Consider the following 17,904-nt stretch of genomic DNA (forward strand, 5'->3'; position numbering starts at 1 on the left):
TCATGGTCGCCCCCCTCACTCCGCGGCCTGGCGGACCAGGTCGGCGCGCACGTCCTGGCCGGCGGTCTCGGCGGCGAACGTCTCGACGGCCTCGCGCGCGGCCTTCGAGAGCTTCTGCGGCACGGCGACCTGGACCGTGACGAGCAGGTCGCCGGTCGACTTCGCGGTCTTCACGCCGCGGCCGCGGACGCGCAGCGTGCGCCCCGAGGGCGTGCCGGCCGGCACCTTGACCTTGACGGTCGAGCCGTCGAGCGTCGGGACGGCGATGGTGGCGCCGAGCGCGGCCTCGGGGAACGTCACCGGGACCGTGATCCGCAGGTTGTTCCCGTCGAGCGAGAACACCGGGTGCGGGGTGACGTGCACGGTGACGACGAGGTCGCCGTCGGGCCCGCCCGCCGTGCCGGGGCGGCCCTTGCCGCGCAGCCGGATCTTCTGGCCGTCGCGGACGCCCGGCGGGATGCGCGTGGTGACCGTGCGGCCGTCGACGGTGAACGTCACGGTCGACCCCTCGACCGCCTGCCGGAACGGCAGGGTCGTGGCGGCCGCGAGGTCGGCGCCCGCACGGGGGCGGGGGCCGCCGAACTGCTGGCCCGCCGCGCCGCCGCCGAACATCGAGCCGAGGATGTCCTCGAACCCGCCCGCGCCCTGGCCGCCGGTCGAGTAGCGCACCCGGGTGCCGCCCGGGCCCCCGCCGCCGCCGAACATGCCGCCGAAGACGTCCTCGAAGCCCGCTCCCCCGGCACCGCCGGGGCCCGCGGAGAAGCGCGCGCCGCCGCCCGCCATCGCCCGGATCGCGTCGTACTGCTCGCGCTCCTTGGGGTCCGACAGCACGGCGTACGCCTCGCCGATCTCCTTGAACTTGGCCTCGGCGCTCGCGTCACCCTGGTTCTGGTCAGGGTGGTACTTGCGGGCGAGCTTGCGGTAGGCCTTCTTGATCGCGGCGTCGTCGGCGTCCTTGGGGACGCCGAGCGCGGCGTAGAAGTCCTTCTCCATCCAGTCCTGTCCGGTCACGGCGCCTCCCTCCTGTCGGTGGTCGTGGTCCTGGTCCTTCGTTCCGTGGCTGCTGCCGGTGGGTCTGCTGCTGGTGATCCTCGCGTGCCCGACGGCGGAGCGCACCTCCGCGCGGGAGGTGCGCCCGCGCCGTCGGGCACGAGGAAGGGGTGGCTACTGCGGGCCGACGACCGAGACGCGCGCGGCGCGCACGACCCGCTCCCCGATCCGGTAGCCCGGCTCGATGACGAGGTTCACCGTGGTGGCGGTGGCCTCGGGGTCGGGCTGGTGCATGAGCGCCTCGTGGACGGTGGGGTCGAACTCGTCCCCGACCGCGCCGTAGCGCTCGATCCCGAACTTCTCGAGCGACGCGTCGAGCTTGTCGGCGATGGCCGCGAACGGCCCCGTCAGCTCGCCGTGCTGCCGCGCGCGGTCGATGTCGTCGAGGACCGGCAGGAGCGCGGTGAGCACGTCCTCGATCCCCTTCGTGCGCGCGGCCTCCTGGTCGCGCAGCGACCGGTTGCGGTAGTTCGTGAAGCTGGCCCGCTCGCGCTGGAGCGCGTCGAGGTGCTCCGCGGCCTCGGCCTTCGCCGCGAGGACCGCGGCGTCGACCCCGGCCTCGTCGGACGGCTCGAAGTCGAGGCCCGCGAGCGGGTCCGTCTCCGCGTCGTCGCCCGCGGAGCCGCCGGCCTCGCCCTCGGGGCGGGGCCGACCGCTCTCCGGGTCGACCTTGCGCTTGTCCGTGAACTGGAAGGGCTTGTCGTCGGAGCCCTGGCCGGGCTCGCGCCCGGCCTGCTCCTCGGGGCCCTGCGGGTCGGTCGGTCCGTCGGCCGTCACTTGCGCTCGTCCTCCTCGTCCACGATCTCGGCGTCGACGACGTCCTCGTCCGGGGCGGACGTCGCGCCCGCCGCGGCGGTGGCGTCGTCCTGCGCGGCGCCGGGGTTGCCGGCGGCCTGCTCCTGCTCGGCCGAGGCGTAGAGCGCCTGGCCGATCTTCTGCGAGGACGCGACGAGCTTCTCGTGCGCGGTCTTCACGGCGTCGGCGTCCTCGCCCTCGAGCGCGGACTTGACCGACGCGATGTCGGCCTCGACCTCGGTGACGACGTCGGCGGGGAGCTTCTCCTTGTTCTCGGAGACGAGCTTCTCGGTCGAGTAGACGAACGCCTCGGCCTGGTTGCGGGTCTCCGCGTCCTCGCGACGCTTCTTGTCCTCGGCCGCGTGCTCCTCGGCCTCCTTGACCATGCGGTCGATGTCCTCCTTGGGCAGCGCCGAGCCGCCCGTGATGGTCATCTTCTGCTCCTTGCCGGTGCCGCGGTCCTTCGCGCCGACGTGGACGATGCCGTTCGCGTCGATGTCGAAGGTGACCTCGATCTGCGGCACGCCGCGCGGGGCCGGCGCGATGCCGGTCAGCTCGAAGGTGCCGAGCGGCTTGTTGTCGCGCGCGAACTCGCGCTCGCCCTGGAACACCTGGATGAGCACCGACGGCTGGTTGTCCTCGGCCGTCGAGAAGATCTCGCTGCGCTTGGTCGGGATGGCCGTGTTGCGCTCGATGAGCTTGGTCATCACACCGCCCTTGGTCTCGATGCCGAGGGACAGCGGGGTCACGTCGATGAGCAGGACGTCCTTGCGGTCACCGGAGATGACGCCGGCCTGCAGGGCCGCGCCGACGGCGACGACCTCGTCCGGGTTGACGCCCTTGTTCGGCTCCTTGCCGCCCGTGAGCTCCTTGACGACGTCGGTCACGGCCGGCATGCGGGTGGAGCCACCCACGAGCACGACGTGGTCGATGTCGGAGACGGAGACGCCCGCGTCGGAGATGACCTTGTGGAACGGGGCCTTCGTCCGGTCGAGGAGGTCCTGCGTCATCTGCTGGAACTGGGCGCGCGTGAGCTTCTCGTCCAGGTGGATGGGGCCGTTCTCGCTCATCGAGAGGTACTGCATCGAGATGGTGGTGCTCGTCGCGGACGAGAGCTCCTTCTTCGCCTGCTCGGCGGCCTCGCGCAGACGCTGGAGCGCGATCTTGTCCTTCGACAGGTCGACGCCCGAGCTGTTCTTCACCTGCTTGATGAGGTGCTCGACGATGCGGTTGTCCCAGTCGTCGCCACCGAGGCGGTTGTCGCCCGAGGTCGCGCGGACCTGGATCGTGGAGAAGTCGTCCTCGTCCTTGCCGACCTCGAGGAGCGAGACGTCGAACGTGCCGCCGCCCAGGTCGAAGACGAGGATGAGCTCGTCCTCCTTGCCCTTCTCCAGGCCGTAGGCGAGCGCGGCCGCGGTGGGCTCGTTGACGATGCGGGTCACGTTGAGGCCCGCGATCTGCCCGGCGTCCTTGGTCGCCTGGCGCTCGGCGTCGTTGAAGTACGCCGGGACGGTGACGACCGCGTCCGTGACGGGCTCGCCCAGGTACTCCTCGGCGTCGCGCTTGAGCTTGCCCAGGATGCGCGCGGAGATCTCCTGCGCGGTGTACTTCTTGTCGTCGATCTCCACCGACCAGTCGGTGCCCATGTGGCGCTTCACCGAGCTGATGGTGCGGTCGACGTTCGTGACCGCCTGGCGCTTGGCGACCTCGCCGACGAGGACCTCGCCGGTCTTGGAGAAGGCGACCACCGACGGCGTCGTGCGCGACCCCTCGGCGTTCGCGATGACCGTGGGCTCTCCGCCCTCGAGGACGGCGACCACCGAGTTGGTGGTGCCGAGGTCGATCCCGACTGCTCGTGCCATGTGTGTGCCTCCGTCGTTCTGGGTGCCCGACGGCGCTGCTGCGCCTCGGCACACCGGGTTGAGTCTGCTTCACTCAAGGTAGATCCGTGGTCGGTGCTCGCGCAACCTCACCCGGCTCAACTTGAGTCCATCAGGCTCAACCTTCACGCGACCCGCACTATTCCCCGCTCGCGGCCGCCCGGGACCGCGCCTGCTGGCGCGCACGCTGCTCCGCGTAGCCCTCCTGCCAGTCCGCGGCGAGAGGCATGCCGCGGCGGCGGACCTCGTCGACCGCCAGCTCGACGGGGAAGCCCCAGGTGTCGGCGAGCACGAAGAGGTGTTCGCCCGTGACGGTCGTGCCCCGGAGCCTCTCGAGCTCTCGGAGCCCCCGGTGCACCGTGCGTCGGAAGCGCGACTCCTCGTCCCGCAGCACGCCGCTCAGCTCCTCGCGCCGCTCGACCAGGTTCGGGTAGGCGTCGCGGTACGACTCGGCCACGACGGCGACGAGGTCGTCGACGAACCGGTCCTCCAGCCCGAGCCGGAGCGCGTGCACCACGGCCCGGCGCACGAGCCGCCGCAGCACGTACCCGTGCGCCTTGTTGCTCGGCCGCACGCCGTCGGCGGCGAGGAACGTCGCGGCGCGCACGTGGTCCGCGATCACACGGAACGGGCGCGGGTCGTCCTCGTAGGTGCGACCGCTCAGGTCCTCGAGCCGGTCGACCAGGGGGCGCAGCAGGCTCACGTCGAACACGTCGGGGGTCGCCGTCGCGGCGGCGGCGATGCGCTCCAGCCCGCCCCCGAAGTCGATGCTCGGCTCGTCGAGGAGGACGAAGCCCTCGCTCGTGCGGCGGTAGCGCATGAACACCTGGTTGCCGATCTCGACGAACCGTCCTCCCTCGCTCGCCGGATGGGGCTCCCCGGAAGACGGGTCGTGGAGCTCCGGGCCGAGGTCGTAGAAGACCTCCGAGTCCGGCCCGCAGGGGTCGCCCACGGGCGTGCCCTCCAGGCCACCTCCCCGGCTCCACCAGTTCTCCTCGGCGTCGTAGAGGAAGACCCGGCCGCCGCGCATGCCGTCGCGGTCCCCGTCCGCACGCGACCCCACGTCCACGACCGACGCCTCGATGCCGTGCTCGGCGAACACCGTGACCCAGGCCTGGGCCGCCGTCTCGTCCCGGGGGATCCCGTGCTCGACCGACCCGCGGAAGCACGTGACGTAGAGGCGCGAGAGGTCGACGCCGACGAGCGCGAGGAAGTCGGCGAACCACCGGACCTGCCGCTCGACGTCGGCCGACCCGAGGCTCCAGTTGCCCAGCATCTCGAAGAAGGTCGTGTGCCGTCGGTCGCCGACCTCGTCGATGTCCTGCGACCGCAGGCACGGCTGCGAGTCGACCAGGAGCCGCCCGGCGGCGTGCGAACGCACGCCCAGCAGGTAGGGCATCAGCGGCTGCATGCCCGCGCCCGTGAACAGGGTCGTCGGGTCGTCGCGCAGGACCAGGGGCGCTCGCTCGATCACGGCGTGCCCCCGGGAGGCGAAGAAGTCGAGGTAGGCCGAGCGGATCTCCTGAGCGTCCATCCGTCGACCCTAGGGACGGGGACCACCGACTTCCAGGGCAATCCCCGCAGCCCCCGGCGAGGAGGACCGCGCCCCGCCGCGGTGGGGGGCACCGGGGCGGGGCGGGCAGGGTGGCGCGGGGCGGCAGGTGGGGCACACCGGGGCGGGGTGGCTCGGCGGGAGCCGCGCCGCCCCTCGCTCAGATGAGTTCGACGCCGTCGGCCTGCGGCCCGCGGTCGCTCTGCCGGATCTTGAACCGGACCCGGTCGCCCTCCTCGAGCTCCTCCCCGCCGCGCACGACGGACACGTGCACGAACAGGTCCTCGCCGCCGGCGTCGGGCGTGATGAAGCCGAAGCCGCGGTCCGCGTCGTAGCGCGCGACCGTGCCCTCGCCGCCGCGCACGCGCCCGCCGGACGCCGGACGACCACGGTCCGAGCCCGGACGGCCGCGGTCCGAGCCCGGTCGGCCGCGGTCCGGACCCGGGCGCCCGGAGCCGCCCACGAGCTGCACGTTCCGAGCGTTCGGCCCCTTGTCGCCCTCGACGACGTCGTAGGTCACGCGCGCACCCTCGGCGAGCTCGGTGAGCCCGCGGCCCAGGGCGCTGACGTGCACGAACACGTCGTCGCCGCCGCCGTCGGGAGCGACGAAGCCGAAGCCCTTGACGTCGTCGTACCAGGACACGGTGCCGTCGGCGCCGTCCGCCGCGGGCTGCGCGGCCTGCGCGCCGAGCGGCAGCAGGTGGTCCGCCTGCGGGCCCTTCTCGCCCTCGACGACGAGGAACGCCACGCGCTGCCCCTCCGTGACGACGCCGCCCCCGACGATCGCCGAGCTGTGCAGGAAGATCTCGTCGCTGCGCCCGTCGGGCGTGACGAAGCCGTAGCCCTTGGCCGGCTCGTACCAGACGACGGTGCCGAGCACGCCCAGGGGCGCGTCGGCGGCGCGGTCGCCCGTCACGCGGACGCGCCGTGCCTGCGGGCCGCGGTCGCCGGTGCCCATCTCGAACTCGACGACCTGCCCCTCGCGGAGCTGCTTCGGGCCGTCGTCACCGACGATCTCGGACGCGTGCACGAACAGGTCCTCGGCCTCGTTCCCGAGGTCGATGAAGCCGAACCCTCGGTCGGCGTCGAACCATCGGACTGTTCCCTGGGGCACCTAGGACTCCTTGCATCGACAGACAGTGCTGCTCCTAGTGTCCCCGACGCCGCCGCGCCCCGGCGCCGCGGGACCGCTCGGCTGGCCTCAGCGGCCGGTGCCCGACGCGCCGGCGCCCGGCTCCGCGCCCGGGTCGTCGACGTCGCCGCCGCTCCAGCTCCGCTCGTCGCCCGGGTCGACGTCGGTGGGGACCTCGGGGTCCTTCGGCAGCGAGTCGTTGGCGAGCGCGGGGAACGCGCCCGCGGTGCCGATGTCCGGCTCGCCGCGGGCCGGTTCCTGCTCGTCCCGCCAGTCCTGCTCGTCGCCGGTGCCCCGGCGGTCCTGCGGCTGCGACGCGGTCATGAGCGGGCCCTCCTGGTCTCCGGCCCGGCCGCCTGGTCGACCGGGCGCACTCCCTCGACCGTACGTCGCCCCGCCGGGCTCACCACCCGGGCCGCGGGCTACGGCGCCGCGGCGGGGACGGCGGGCTTCCCCTCGTCCGCCGGGTCGTCCGTCCCGTCGACCACCGGGTCCTGCTCGACCGCCGGGTCCGCGTCCGGCGCGGCAGGCACGGCGGCCGCCGCACGACGGCGGCGCACCACGAGCACGACCGCACCGGCGAGCGCCGCCACGACGAGCAGCACCGCGCCGATCCCGACCCACGGCGCGACGGCGGCGCGCGACGACGCGTCGTCGGCCGCGGCGGCGGCCTCGTCGAGGCGCCCGGCGTCGAGCGCGGCGCGGGCGTCGGCGGTCGAGCCGCCGACGTCCAGCAGGAGGCGGCCGAGGTCGGCGAACGGCCCGCCGCCGGCGCTCGCGGCGACGGCGTCGCCGACCGTCCCGACGACCTCGACCGTGCGCGGCAGCACGGTCGCGAGCGCCGCGTACTCCTCGGCGGTGCGGGCGCTCTCGTACTGCGTGCGCACGGCGGCCGGGTCGGGCAGGCCCGCGTCCTCGGCGGCCTGCTGGACCTGGCCGGCGGCCGCGGCGGCGTCGGGCCCGATCGCCTCCCGGGCCGCGTCGGCGTCCGCGAACGCCCAGTCCGTCATCGCGGTGCGCAGCCCCGCGGGCGGGAGCCACGCGCCGTCGGCCGCGTCGAGGGCGACGTAGGCCTCCCTGGCCGGGCCCCGCGCGTCGAGCAGGGCGGTCTCGTCGGCGTCGGCGACCCACGTGCGGTAGGCCGCCTGGGCGTCGGCGACCTCGCCGCGCACCTCGACGAGGTCGAGGAAGCGACGCCCGTCGGTCAGGCCCGGACGGCCCGGCTCGCCGGGGGCGTCGTAGGCGCTCTCCCCCGCGTACGCGGCGGCGACGAGCGTCCCGAGCGTCTCGTCGTCGAGCCCGCCGACGAGCGCGGAGACGGCCGTCCACGCGGCGGCGTACGCGTACTCCTCGGTGGCGTCGGCGCCGTCCTGCACGTCGACGTCCGCCCAGGCGACGAGCGGGAGCGCCTCGGCCGCGTCGCGCGCGGGGGCCGGGAACGTCTCGGTCGGGCCGCCCGTCTGCGCCGCGACGCGCTCCCCCACGACCTCGGCCAGGCCCTCGGACACCCACCGGTCCGCGAACCGGTCCCCGGCGAGCCACGCGTGCGAGAGCTCGTGGAAGAGCAGCCCGGCGTCGAGGTCCTCGGGGATGACGATCTCGCCGGAGCCGCGGTCGAACCACGCGTACCCCAGCACCTCGGGCGACACGTCCTCGCGGATGCGCTCGAGGTTCCCCGGCCACGGCATCCCGACGACGCGCTCGAGCGCGGGCAGCCCGGCGGCGACCTGCTCCGCGACGAAGGCGCTCCACTCGGCGTCGCCCGGGAAGCTCTCGAGCACGAGCTCCGTCCCCGCGGCGTCGACCGTCGTGGTGTCGACCTGCGCCGGGTCCCGGAGGGAGACGAACGACCACGTGCCGAGGTCGTCGGTGCTCTCCGTCGCGCGGTGCGTCCGGGTCGTGCCCTCGAGGACCGGGGTGAACCCGTCCCACGTGCTGTCGAAGTCCATCGACGTCGGGGTGACGATCTCGACGGTCACCTGGCCCGGATCCCCGGCGGCGCTGACGGCGAACGTCGCGTACCCGGGCCCGACGCGCGTGTACCCCTCCGAGCGGATCGGCTCGCCCGGGATCGTGTAGGCCCACTCCACGGTCCGCTCGCGCCCGTAGTTGAGGGGCGAGAACGAGACCCGCGCGGCGCTCGTGGCCGGGTCCTCCGTCGGCTCCAGCGTGACGGGGAGGGTGGCGCCGCCGCTCGTCGCGGTGACGTCCGTCGCGCCCGCCGGAACGGGGATGCCGTAGGCGTCCCAGTAGTAGAAGTACTGGCCGCTGTCGGGCTGCTCGTTGCGCAGCGTCGTCGTCACCCGGACCCGGACCGGGCCGGTGCCGTCCACCTCGTAGCGGGTGTGCGACGTCTCCGACAGCCCGTCACCCGGGTCCGCGCTCGCGACCCCCGGCGCCCCCACCACGACCGCGCCCGCGAGCACCCCCGCGAGCACTGCGCGCGACGCCGTCCGCCCCGCGCGCCGCCCGTCGCCGGACCCTCCTGAGACCACCCCTGCACCGCCGTCCTCGCCGAAGCGCACAGCCCGTCGCCCCCCGCTCGTCGGGACCGGTCGACGACGACCGGGACGGGACACCGGCGGGAACTGTACCGGCTCCCGGGGACGCTCCGGACCACGCCCCGGGGCGGGTGGCGGGGCCGCCGTCGGACACCTCGTGGACACCTGGTCCTGGCACGCTGTGCGGGTGACCACCGCACCCGGCCAGCCGTCGCTCGCCCGCCGCCTCGGCACGACGGACGCCGTCGTCGTCGGGCTCGCGTCCATGGTCGGCGCGGGGGTGTTCTCGGCGTTCGCCCCGGCGGCGGCCGCGGCGGGGACGGGCCTGCTCGTCGGCCTCGCGCTGGCCGCCGTCGTGGCGTACGCGAACGCGACGTCGTCGGCCCAGCTCGCCGCGCAGCACCCGACGTCCGGCGGCACGTACGTGTACGGGCGCGAGCACCTCGGCCCCTGGTGGGGCTACGTCGCGGGGTGGGGCTTCGTCGTCGGGAAGACGGCGAGCTGCGCCGCCATGGCGCTCGTCCTCGCCGCGTACGCCGCACCGCCCGGGTGGGAGCGTCCCGTCGCCGCCGCGGCGGTCGTCGTGCTCACCGCGGTCGGCTACCGCGGCGTGACGCGCACGGCCCGCCTCGCGCGCGGGATCGTCGCGGTCGCGCTGCTCGCGATCGCGACGGCGGTCGTCGCGAGCCTCGCGGGGACGACGCCGCGATGGTCCGTCGTCCTCGACGCCGACGGCGCGCACGGCGGCTGGTACGGCGTCCTCCAGGCCGCGGGGCTGCTGTTCTTCGCGTTCGCCGGGTACGCGCGCGTCGCGACGCTCGGGGAGGAGGTACGCGACCCGCGCCGCACCATCCCGCGCGCGGTCCTCGTGTCGCTCGGGACCGTCGTCGTGCTCTACGCCGTCGTGGCGGTCACGCTCCTCGCCGTGCTCGGGCCCGCCCGGCTCGCCGCGTCCGCCGCGCCGCTCGCCGACGCCGTCGCGGCCGGGTCGTGGGCGTGGGCGGGACCGGTCGTGAGCGTCGGCGCGGTCGCCGCGAGCGCCGGCGCGCTCCTCGCCCTCCTGGCCGGGGTGAGCCGCACGGGGCTCGCGATGGCCCGTACCGGCGACCTGCCGGGGTGGTTCGCCGCGGTGCACCCCGTGCACCGGGTGCCGCACCGCGCAGAGCTCGCGGTCGGGGCGGCGGTCGTGCTGCTCGTGCTCACGACGGACCTGCGCGGCGCGATCGGGTTCTCGTCGTTCGGGGTGCTCGTCTACTACCTCGTCGCGAACCTCTCGGCGCTGCGCCAGACCGCGCCGCACCGCCTGTACCCGCGCGCCCTCCCGGTGCTCGGCGCGCTCGGGTGCGTCGCGCTGGTCGTCACGCTCCCGGTCCCGAGCGTGGTCGTGGGGGTCGCCGTGCTCGCGGTCGGCTTCGTGCTGCGGGCGGTGCGCGTCCGGTCGTAGCCGCGGGTCAGGACGCCTCGGGCTCGGGCTCCGGGGGCGCGCCCGTGGCGTCGTCGGACTCGACGACGCGTGACGACTCGCCCTCCTCGCCCGCGGGCGGCAGGCCGCGCTCGTCGGGCGCGTAGTAGCGGCCGGTGTAGCGGGGACGCAGGAAGTTCTCGGTCGTCAGCACGGCGTCGACCTCCTCGGCCGTGAGCAGGCCGCGCGCGACCACGACGTCGCGCACGGAGGCCCCGGTCCGGGCGGCCTCCGCGCCCACGAGGTCGCCGTTGCGGTGGCCGATGATCTCGTTGAGGTACGTGACGATGCCGATGGAGTCGAGCACGTGGCGGCGGCAGACCTCGACGTTCGCGGTGATGCCCGTGACGCACTTGGTGCGCAGCGCGACGCACGCGTTGGTCAGCAGGTGCAGCGACTCGAACATCGACTGCGCGAGCCCGGGTTCCATGACGTTGAGCTGGAGCTGCCCGGCCTCGGCGGCGTGGGTGATCGTCACGTCGTTGCCCATGACCTTGAAGCAGACCTGGTTGACGACCTCGGGGATGACGGGGTTCACCTTGGCGGGCATGATCGACGACCCGGCCTGGAGCTCGGGCAGGTTGATCTCGCCGAGGCCCGCGCGCGGCCCCGACGACAGCAGCCGCAGGTCGTTGCAGATCTTCGACAGCTTGGCCGCGAGCCGCTTGAGCGCGGAGTGGACGGCGAGGTAGGCGCCGTTGTCGTAGGTCGCCTCGACGAGGTTCTCGGCCGGGACGGTGTGCAGGCCGCTCACCTCGGCGAGCCGTCGCGTCGCGACCTTCGGGTAGCCGGGCGGGGTGTTGAGCCCGGTGCCGATCGCGGTCGCGCCGAGGTTGACCTCGAGCAGCAGCTCGCCCGCGACCTCGAGCCGGCGGATCTCCTCCCCGACGTTCACGGCGAACCCGGCGAACTCCTGGCCGAGGCTCATGGGGACCGCGTCCTGGAGCTGGGTGCGCCCCATCTTCAGGACGTCGGCGAACTCGGACGCCTTCTCGTCGAACGCGCGCTCGAGCCGCCGCACCTCGTCCTGGAGCCGCGCGACGAGCTCGTGGACCGCGAGGCGGAAACCCGTGGGGTAGGCGTCGTTCGTGGACTGCGAGCGGTTGACGTGGTCGTTGGGGTTGATGACGTCGTAGCGGCCCTTCTCGAACCCGGCGAGCTCGAGCGCGAGGTTCGCGACGACCTCGTTGGTGTTCATGTTGACGCTCGTCCCGGCGCCGCCCTGGAACACGTCGACCGGGAACTGGTCGAGGCACCGCCCGTGGCGCAGGATCTCGTCGCACGCGGCGACGATCGCGTCGGCGACGTCGCGCTGGATGGTGCGCAGCTCACGGTTCGCGAGCGCCGACGCCTTCTTGACCATCACCATGCCGCGCACCATCTCGGGGACGTCGCTCACCGTCGTCCCCGAGATGCGGAAGTTCTCCATGGCGCGGACCGTGTGGACGCCGTAGTAGGCGTCCGCCGGGACCTCCTTCGGTCCCAGCAGGTCCACCTCGGTACGTGTCCGTTCGCTCGACATGCCCCGACCGTAGCCCGGCCGCACGCTCCCGCACGCCCGGGCGACGCGTCAGGCCACCGGCTCGTACACGAACCGCTCGACGCGCACGACGGACGTGCTCGGGCGGCCCTCGCTCGTCGCGTGCACGCCGAGCCAGAGCCCGAGGAACCCGCCCGCGGCGGCGCTGTCGAGCGTGCGCCCGTCGACCGTCGCGACGTCCACGACCGGCCCGTCCGCGGGCCCGGCGACGAGCCCGTAGTCCTGCCCGCGCACGCGCAGCCCGACGACGACCGGCTCCCCGGGGGCGGCGGTCACCGTCGTCTCCCCGACCACCGCGTCCGTGCCGCCGCGCCGGTGCACCGCGACGACGCGCCGCTCGTCGCCCGGGCCGCCGTCGACGAGGAGCCGCACGTGGTCGTCCTCGGACTGCCGCACGACGACGCCCGCGCGCTCCCCCGCCGCGGCCGGGACCTGCACGGTGACCGTCACGTCGACGTCGCGGTGCTGCTGGCGCACGCCGAGGAACGCGGGCGCGCCCGGCTCGGCGAGCGTCGTCGGGTGCACCGGGAGGTCCCAGCCCTCGCCCGCCGGGGTCGCGACGTCGCGCGGCAGGGCGCGCACCGCCGTCCAGCGCGGGTCGTCCGGGCGGACGACGCCGCTCGCCCCGCCCTGGACCGCCGTCCGGGGCGCCGGGCTCGCGAAGGGGACCTCGACGGCGTCGGGCACGCGGCCCTCGCCGGGCGCGAGGACGGGCCAGCCGTCCTCCCACACGACAGGGACGAGGAAAGTCTCGCGGCCGAGCGGGTAGTGGTAGCCGCCGTAGACACGCATCGCGAGCAGCACGGCCCACCACGAGCCGTCGGGCGCCTCGACGAGGTCGGCGTGGCCCACGCCGACGACGTCCACCCCGCGCCCGAGGTGCCGGTGCGTGAGCACGGGGTTGGCCTTGTTGCCCTCGTACGGCCCCGTGACCGACGACGCGCGCGCCACGGACACCGCGTGGTGGAAGTCCGTCCCGCCCTCGGCCGCGAGCAGGTAGTACGTGCCGTCGACCTTGTACAGGTGCGGGCCCTCGGCCCACACGGCACCGCGCACGGCCCCCGTCCACACGACGTGCTCGGGGCCCACGAGCGTGCACGTCGCGGGATCGAGCTCGCGCACCCACACCTCGGTCTGGTGGAACCACTCCGGCTCGGGCGCGAGGCGCGTGCCGTGCAGCCAGACGCGGCCGTCGTCGTCGAAGAAGATCGAGGGGTCGATCCCCGCGACCCGCTCGCCGTCCTCGTCGCGCAACCACACCGGGTCGGACCACGGCCCGGCCGGGTCGGTCGCCGTCATGACGAAGTTGCCGCCGCGCGAGTCGTCGTCCGGGTCCACGAGCGTGCACACGAGCCAGAACGTGCCGTCGTGGTGGCGCAGCGTCGGGGCGAACAGGCCGCCCGACGACCGGATGCCGTCGTAGTCGAGCTGTCCCGACCGGTCGACGACGTCCCCCACGTGCTCCCACGTCGCGAGGTCGCGGCTGCGCAGCACCGGCAGGCCGGGCAGGTACTCGAACGTCGAGGTGACGAGGTAGAAGTCGTCGCCGACACGGCACACCGACGGGTCGGGGTGGCACCCGGGCAGCACCGGGTTCTGGACGCGCGTCATGCGCGCTCCCCCGCTTCGACGCGGGCGGACACCTCGACGGCGACGAGCCGCTCGTCCGCGGCCGTGACCTCGTGCAGGGGGCCCGTGACGGCGATCGTCGCGCGCGCGGTCGCCGCGCCCGGCACCACGTGCCGCGCGGCCGGCGCGGACTCGTTGACGATCGCGCCGCCGGTGGTCGACCCGAGGTCGCCCGCTCCGGGGGCGGAGTCGACGGCCGCCGCGTGCGCGCCGACCCACACCTCGACGTCGCCCGGCTCCACCACGCGCACGAGGCGGCGGTCGGAGAACGCGAGGCGCGTCGTCGGGACGCGGAACGTCACGCGACGCGACTCGCCCGGAGCGAGGTCGACGCGCGCGTACCCGAGGAGCTGCGCGACGGGCCGCGGCACGGAGCCCACGACGTCGCGCGCGTAGAGCTGCACGACGTCCGCCCCCGCCACCGCGCCCGTGTTGGTCACGGTGACCGCGGCGCGGAACGTCCCGCCCGCCGCGACGGCCGCGTCGAGCTCGAGGTCCGCGTACGCGAACTGCGTGTACGACAGCCCGAACCCGAACGGCCGCACCGGCGTCGGGTCGGTGGACGTCACGTCGGACGGCCCGCCGAGCACCGGGTGGAGGTAGGAGTAGGGCTGCGCGCCGCCCGCGCGGGGCAGCGACACGGGCAGGCGGCCCGACGGGTTCACCGCGCCGACGAGCACGTCCGCGACGGCGCGCCCGCCCTCCTCGCCGGGGAAGAAGCCCTGCACGACGGCGGCCGGGACGCCGCCGCGCGACGCCCCCGCGTCGAGGGCCCAGCCGATCGCGTAGGGGCGGCCGGTGAGCAGCACGAGCACGACCGGCGTGCCCGTCGCGACGACCTCCTCGACGAGCCGGCGCTGCACGCCCGGCAGCTCGAGCGACTCGACGTCGTTGCCCTCGCCGACGGTGCCGCGCCCGAACAGACCGGCCTCGTCGCCGACGACGACGACCGCGACGTCCGCGTCCCGCGCCGCGTCGACCGCGGCCGGGATCTCCGTGACGTCGTCGCCCTCGACCGCGCACCCGCGCACGTACGTGACGTCGGTGCCCGCCCCGGCGAGCGCGTCGCGCAGCGACTCGAGCACCGTCGGCAGCTCGATGCCCGCCGGCGTGCCCGGGTGGTGCGCGAGCACGTGGTTGACGAACGAGTAGCAGCCCATGAGCGCCTCGGCCGAGTCGGCGTCCGGCCCGACGACGGCGACGCGCCGCGGGGCGGTCGTCGCGCCGTCGGCCCCGGGCCGCACGAGCGGGAGGACGCCGTCGTTCGCGAGCAGCACGAGCGACTCCTGCGCGAGGCGGCGCGCGGTCGCGCGCTGGCGCGGGGTGTCGAGGTCGACGGAGGTCGGCGGCTCGTCGGCGTAGGCGCCGGGGTCGAGCAGGCCGAGCTCCTCCTTCTGGGTGAGCAGGCGCAGCACGGCGCGGTCGACCCACGCCTCGTCGAGCGCGCCCGACCGCACGCGCTCGGCGAGCGGCGCGAGGTAGGCGTCGCCCGTCGGCAGCTCGACGTCCAGGCCCGCCCGGAGCGCCTGCGCCGCCGCCTCGCCGCGGTCGGCCGCGACGCGGTGCATCACCTCGAGGAACGCGACGCCGAAGTAGTCGGCGACGACGACGCCGTCGAACCCCCAGCGCTCGCGCAGCACCTCGGTGAGGTGCTCGGTGCTCGCGTGCAGCGGCACGCCGTCGACGTCGACGTACGACGCCATGACGGACCGGGCGCCGCCGTCGCGCACCGCCATCTCGAACGGCGGGAGGTAGACGTCGGCGAGCTCGCGCGGCCCCGCGCTGACGGGCGCGTGGTTGCGCCCCGCGCGGGAGCCCGAGTACCCGACGAAGTGCTTGAGCGTCGCGTGCACGCCCGCGTCCTGGAGGCCGCGCACGTACGCCGTGCCGACCGTGCCCACGAGGTACGGGTCCTCGCCGACGCACTCGTCGACGCGGCCCCAGCGCGGGTCGCGCACGACGTCGAGCACGGGCGCGAGGCCCTGGTGGACGCCGAGCGTGCGCATCGACTCCCCCACCTCGCGCGCCATCTCCTCGACGAGGTCCGGGTCGAACGACGCGCCCCACGCGAGCGGCGTCGGGTACGTCGCGGCCTGCCACGCGGCGAGACCCGTGAGGCACTCCTCGTGCACGATCGCCGGGATCCCCAGCCGCGTCCCGGTCCGCAGCCGCCGCTGCTCCGCCCAGAGCCACGCCGCCCGCTCCGCCGGGTCCACGGGGCGCGTGCCGTACACGCGCGTGTAGTGCCCGATCCCGTGCTGCGTGATCTCCGCGAGCCGGCCGCCGTCGGCCTGGCCGGCCGTCATCTCCGACTGCATCGGGGCGACGGTGCCGTTCTGGTCGAGCCAGTACCCGACGAGCTGCGCGAGCTTCTCGTCGAGGGTCATGCGCGCGTGCAGCGCGCGCACGCGCTCGGAGACCGTGGGCATCTGCGGGGGTGCGGGGCGCGGGGTCGGCGCGGGGTCGGCGCCCGGGGTGGGGCTGCCGAGGGGTGCCGTCGGGACGGCAGGGACGACGTCGGTCACGGGACCGTTCTCCTTCGGTGGTGGCCCCGTCCCGCGCGCGGCGCGGGACGGGGCGGGGTGCGGACGGGCGTGGTCAGCCCTTCACGGCGCCGGTGAGGCCCCCGACGATGCGCCGCTCGAACAGCGAGAAGAAGACGAGCGCGGGGATCATCGACAGGGAGGTGAAGGCGAGCACGCGGGCGGTGTCCACGGAGTACTGCGACGCGAACGCCTGCACGCCCAGCGGGAGCGTGTACGACGTCTCGTCGTTGAGGATGAAGAGCGGGAGCATGTAGCTGTTCCAGCTCGCGACGAACGCGAGGATCCCCACGGTGATGACGCCCGGCAGGGACAGCGGCACGACCATCCGGAAGAAGAAGCCGAGGCGGCTCGCGCCGTCGATCGACGCGGCCTCCTCGATCTCGCGCGGGATGGCGCGCAGGAACGGCACGAGGATGATGACGGTCGTCGGGAGGGCGAACGCGATCTGCGGGAGCACGAGGCCGCCCACGGAGTTCATCAGCCCGAGCGAGCGGATCATGATGTACAGCGGCGTGATCGCGACCGTCATGGGGAACATCAGGCCCGCCGCGAACAGCGCGTAGAGCGCCCCGCGCCCCACGAACGAGTAGCGGGCGATGACGTAGCTCGCCATGAGGCCGAGCACCACGACGCCGAGCGTCGTGAGGAGCGCCGCGACGAGCGAGTTCCCGAGCTGCTGCCAGAACAGCGAGCTCGACAGGACCTCGACGTAGTTGACGACCTGCCACGGGTCGGGCAGGCCCGACGGGTCGGCCGTGATCTGCGCGTTGGTGCGGAACCCGCCGACGACGATGTACGCGATCGGCGCGAGGCACACGCCCACGAGCAGCCACGCGACCACGTAGGTCAGCGGACCGCCCCGGCCGATGCCGGAGCCGCGGGGCTCCTTCGGGGTCTTGACGCCGGCGGGACGCTCGGGCGCGGGTACGGCGGTGACGGTGGCCATCACTTCTTCCCTTCCGTGATCGCGCCCTCGGTGTCACGGCGCAGGACGTACCGCTGGTACACGAGCGCCACCGCGAGGGAGATGAGGAACAGCACGACCGCGACCGCGCTGCCGTACCCGTAGTTCCCCGCGTTGCGGCCGTTCGCGACCATGTACGTCGCCATGGTCGACGTGCCGGCCGTCGAGGCCACGTACTGGCCCCAGATGATGTAGACGAGGTCGAACAGCTGGAGCGAGCCGATGATCGACAGGAACGCCCAGATGCGGACCGTCGGGCCCAGCAGCGGGAGCGTGACGTAGCGCTGCGCCTTCCAGTACGACGCGCCGTCGATCGCGGCGGCCTCGCCCAGCTCGTCGGGGATGCCCTGGAGGCCCGCGAGGAAGAGGATCACGGCGAAGCCGATGTACTTCCACGTGATGATGAGCAGCAGGGTCCAGATCGCGACGTCGGGGTCGGCGAGCCAGTCGACCGCGAGGAACCCGAGGCCGATCTTCTCCAGCAGGTCGTTCACGGCGCCGGTCGTCGAGAGCATGAGGCTGAACCCCGTGCCGACGATCACCTCGGACACCACGTACGGCACGAACACCAGCACGCGGACCACCGAGCGGCCGCGCATGCGCCGGTTGAGCATGAGCGCGACGACCACCGCGACCGGGCCCTGGAGCACGAGCGACATGAGCACGATGAACCCGTTGTGCCGCAGCGCCGCGAGGAACTCGGGGTCCCGGAAGATCGTGAGGTAGTTCTCGAACCCCACGAAGTCCGTCGGCGGGCCGAAGCCCTTCCACTTGAAGAACCCGTAGTACGCCGCCATCAGCACGGGCACGATGACGAACGTGAGGAAGACGACGAGCGCCGGCCCGGCGAGCA

At 74.3% G+C, this 17,904-nt stretch carries 13 protein-coding genes; 1 reads left to right on the plus strand and 12 read right to left on the minus strand.

The annotated features are described in order from the left end of the window. Nucleotides 1–15 precede the first annotated feature (15 nt). From ACPCUX_RS14945 to ACPCUX_RS14975, 7 genes are all read right to left on the minus strand, one after another. Nucleotides 16–1,011 (minus strand): DnaJ C-terminal domain-containing protein, encoded by a 996-nt coding sequence (locus tag ACPCUX_RS14945; RefSeq protein ID WP_043657778.1) that lies wholly within the window; start codon nucleotides 1,009–1,011, stop codon nucleotides 16–18. A gap of 153 nt (nucleotides 1,012–1,164) precedes the next feature. Beyond that, nucleotides 1,165–1,827 (minus strand): nucleotide exchange factor GrpE, encoded by a 663-nt coding sequence (gene grpE, locus ACPCUX_RS14950; RefSeq protein WP_051028412.1) that lies wholly within the window; start codon nucleotides 1,825–1,827, stop codon nucleotides 1,165–1,167. Continuing rightward, a complete protein-coding gene (gene dnaK, locus ACPCUX_RS14955; RefSeq protein ID WP_021479837.1) occupies nucleotides 1,824–3,707 on the minus strand; it encodes a molecular chaperone DnaK in 1,884 nt (627 codons plus the stop codon). The genes grpE and dnaK overlap by 4 nt, the downstream gene beginning before the upstream one ends. A gap of 157 nt (nucleotides 3,708–3,864) precedes the next feature. Beyond that, nucleotides 3,865–5,259, minus strand: coding sequence for an alanine--tRNA ligase-related protein (locus ACPCUX_RS14960; RefSeq protein WP_423389068.1), 1,395 nt, complete (start codon nucleotides 5,257–5,259; stop codon nucleotides 3,865–3,867). A 178-nt stretch (nucleotides 5,260–5,437) separates the two neighbouring features. Beyond that, on the minus strand, nucleotides 5,438–6,391 hold the full coding sequence (locus ACPCUX_RS14965; RefSeq protein WP_074803251.1) for a cold-shock protein: 954 nt from the start codon (nucleotides 6,389–6,391) through the stop codon (nucleotides 5,438–5,440). Nucleotides 6,392–6,478: 87 nt separating this feature from the next. Further along, nucleotides 6,479–6,733 carry a hypothetical protein gene (locus tag ACPCUX_RS14970; protein ID WP_423389069.1) on the minus strand — a complete coding sequence of 85 codons (255 nt, stop codon included), beginning with the start codon at nucleotides 6,731–6,733 and terminating at the stop codon, nucleotides 6,479–6,481. 98 nt (nucleotides 6,734–6,831) lie between these two features. After that, a complete protein-coding gene (locus ACPCUX_RS14975; protein ID WP_423389070.1) occupies nucleotides 6,832–8,904 on the minus strand; it encodes a hypothetical protein in 2,073 nt (690 codons plus the stop codon). A gap of 271 nt (nucleotides 8,905–9,175) precedes the next feature. Between ACPCUX_RS14975 and ACPCUX_RS14980 the strand changes: the two genes are divergently transcribed. Continuing rightward, on the plus strand, nucleotides 9,176–10,354 hold the full coding sequence (locus ACPCUX_RS14980; protein WP_423389074.1) for an APC family permease: 1,179 nt from the start codon (nucleotides 9,176–9,178) through the stop codon (nucleotides 10,352–10,354). A 7-nt stretch (nucleotides 10,355–10,361) separates the two neighbouring features. Here the strand turns inward: ACPCUX_RS14980 and aspA are convergent, their stop codons facing one another. From aspA to ACPCUX_RS15005, 5 genes are all read right to left on the minus strand, one after another. Continuing rightward, on the minus strand, nucleotides 10,362–11,894 hold the full coding sequence (gene aspA / locus ACPCUX_RS14985) for an aspartate ammonia-lyase (protein WP_423389071.1): 1,533 nt from the start codon (nucleotides 11,892–11,894) through the stop codon (nucleotides 10,362–10,364). 48 nt (nucleotides 11,895–11,942) lie between these two features. After that, nucleotides 11,943–13,523: a family 43 glycosylhydrolase gene (locus tag ACPCUX_RS14990; protein ID WP_423389072.1), complete on the minus strand. Its 1,581-nt coding sequence runs from the start codon at nucleotides 13,521–13,523 to the stop codon at nucleotides 11,943–11,945. After that, nucleotides 13,520–15,970 carry a glycoside hydrolase family 3 N-terminal domain-containing protein gene (locus ACPCUX_RS14995; protein ID WP_423389075.1) on the minus strand — a complete coding sequence of 817 codons (2,451 nt, stop codon included), beginning with the start codon at nucleotides 15,968–15,970 and terminating at the stop codon, nucleotides 13,520–13,522. Before ACPCUX_RS14995 ends, ACPCUX_RS14990 begins: the two co-directional genes overlap by 4 nt. A gap of 169 nt (nucleotides 15,971–16,139) precedes the next feature. Further along, a complete protein-coding gene (locus tag ACPCUX_RS15000; RefSeq protein ID WP_043657187.1) occupies nucleotides 16,140–17,033 on the minus strand; it encodes a carbohydrate ABC transporter permease in 894 nt (297 codons plus the stop codon). Continuing rightward, on the minus strand, nucleotides 17,033–17,904 hold an 872-nt coding region (locus ACPCUX_RS15005), incomplete at its 5' end, for a carbohydrate ABC transporter permease (protein ID WP_423389073.1). The genes ACPCUX_RS15000 and ACPCUX_RS15005, both read right to left, overlap by 1 nt.

The sequence above is a fragment of the Cellulosimicrobium sp. AB352 genome (assembly GCF_049538415.1).
Taxonomy (GTDB): Bacteria; Actinomycetota; Actinomycetes; order Actinomycetales; family Cellulomonadaceae; genus Cellulosimicrobium; species Cellulosimicrobium funkei.

Coding starts and splice junctions, on each gene's coding strand:
- ACPCUX_RS14960 (WP_423389068.1), bottom strand. CDS start 5,259: ATGGACGCTCAGGAGATCCGCTCGGCCTACCTCGACTTCTTCGCCTCC.
- aspA (WP_423389071.1), bottom strand. CDS start 11,894: ATGTCGAGCGAACGGACACGTACCGAGGTGGACCTGCTGGGACCGAAG.
- ACPCUX_RS15000 (WP_043657187.1), bottom strand. CDS start 17,033: ATGGCCACCGTCACCGCCGTACCCGCGCCCGAGCGTCCCGCCGGCGTC.
- dnaK (WP_021479837.1), bottom strand. CDS start 3,707: ATGGCACGAGCAGTCGGGATCGACCTCGGCACCACCAACTCGGTGGTC.
- ACPCUX_RS14990 (WP_423389072.1), bottom strand. CDS start 13,523: ATGACGCGCGTCCAGAACCCGGTGCTGCCCGGGTGCCACCCCGACCCG.
- ACPCUX_RS14995 (WP_423389075.1), bottom strand. CDS start 15,970: ATGCCCACGGTCTCCGAGCGCGTGCGCGCGCTGCACGCGCGCATGACC.
- ACPCUX_RS14980 (WP_423389074.1), top strand. CDS start 9,176: ATGGTCGGCGCGGGGGTGTTCTCGGCGTTCGCCCCGGCGGCGGCCGCG.
- ACPCUX_RS14970 (WP_423389069.1), bottom strand. CDS start 6,733: ATGACCGCGTCGCAGCCGCAGGACCGCCGGGGCACCGGCGACGAGCAG.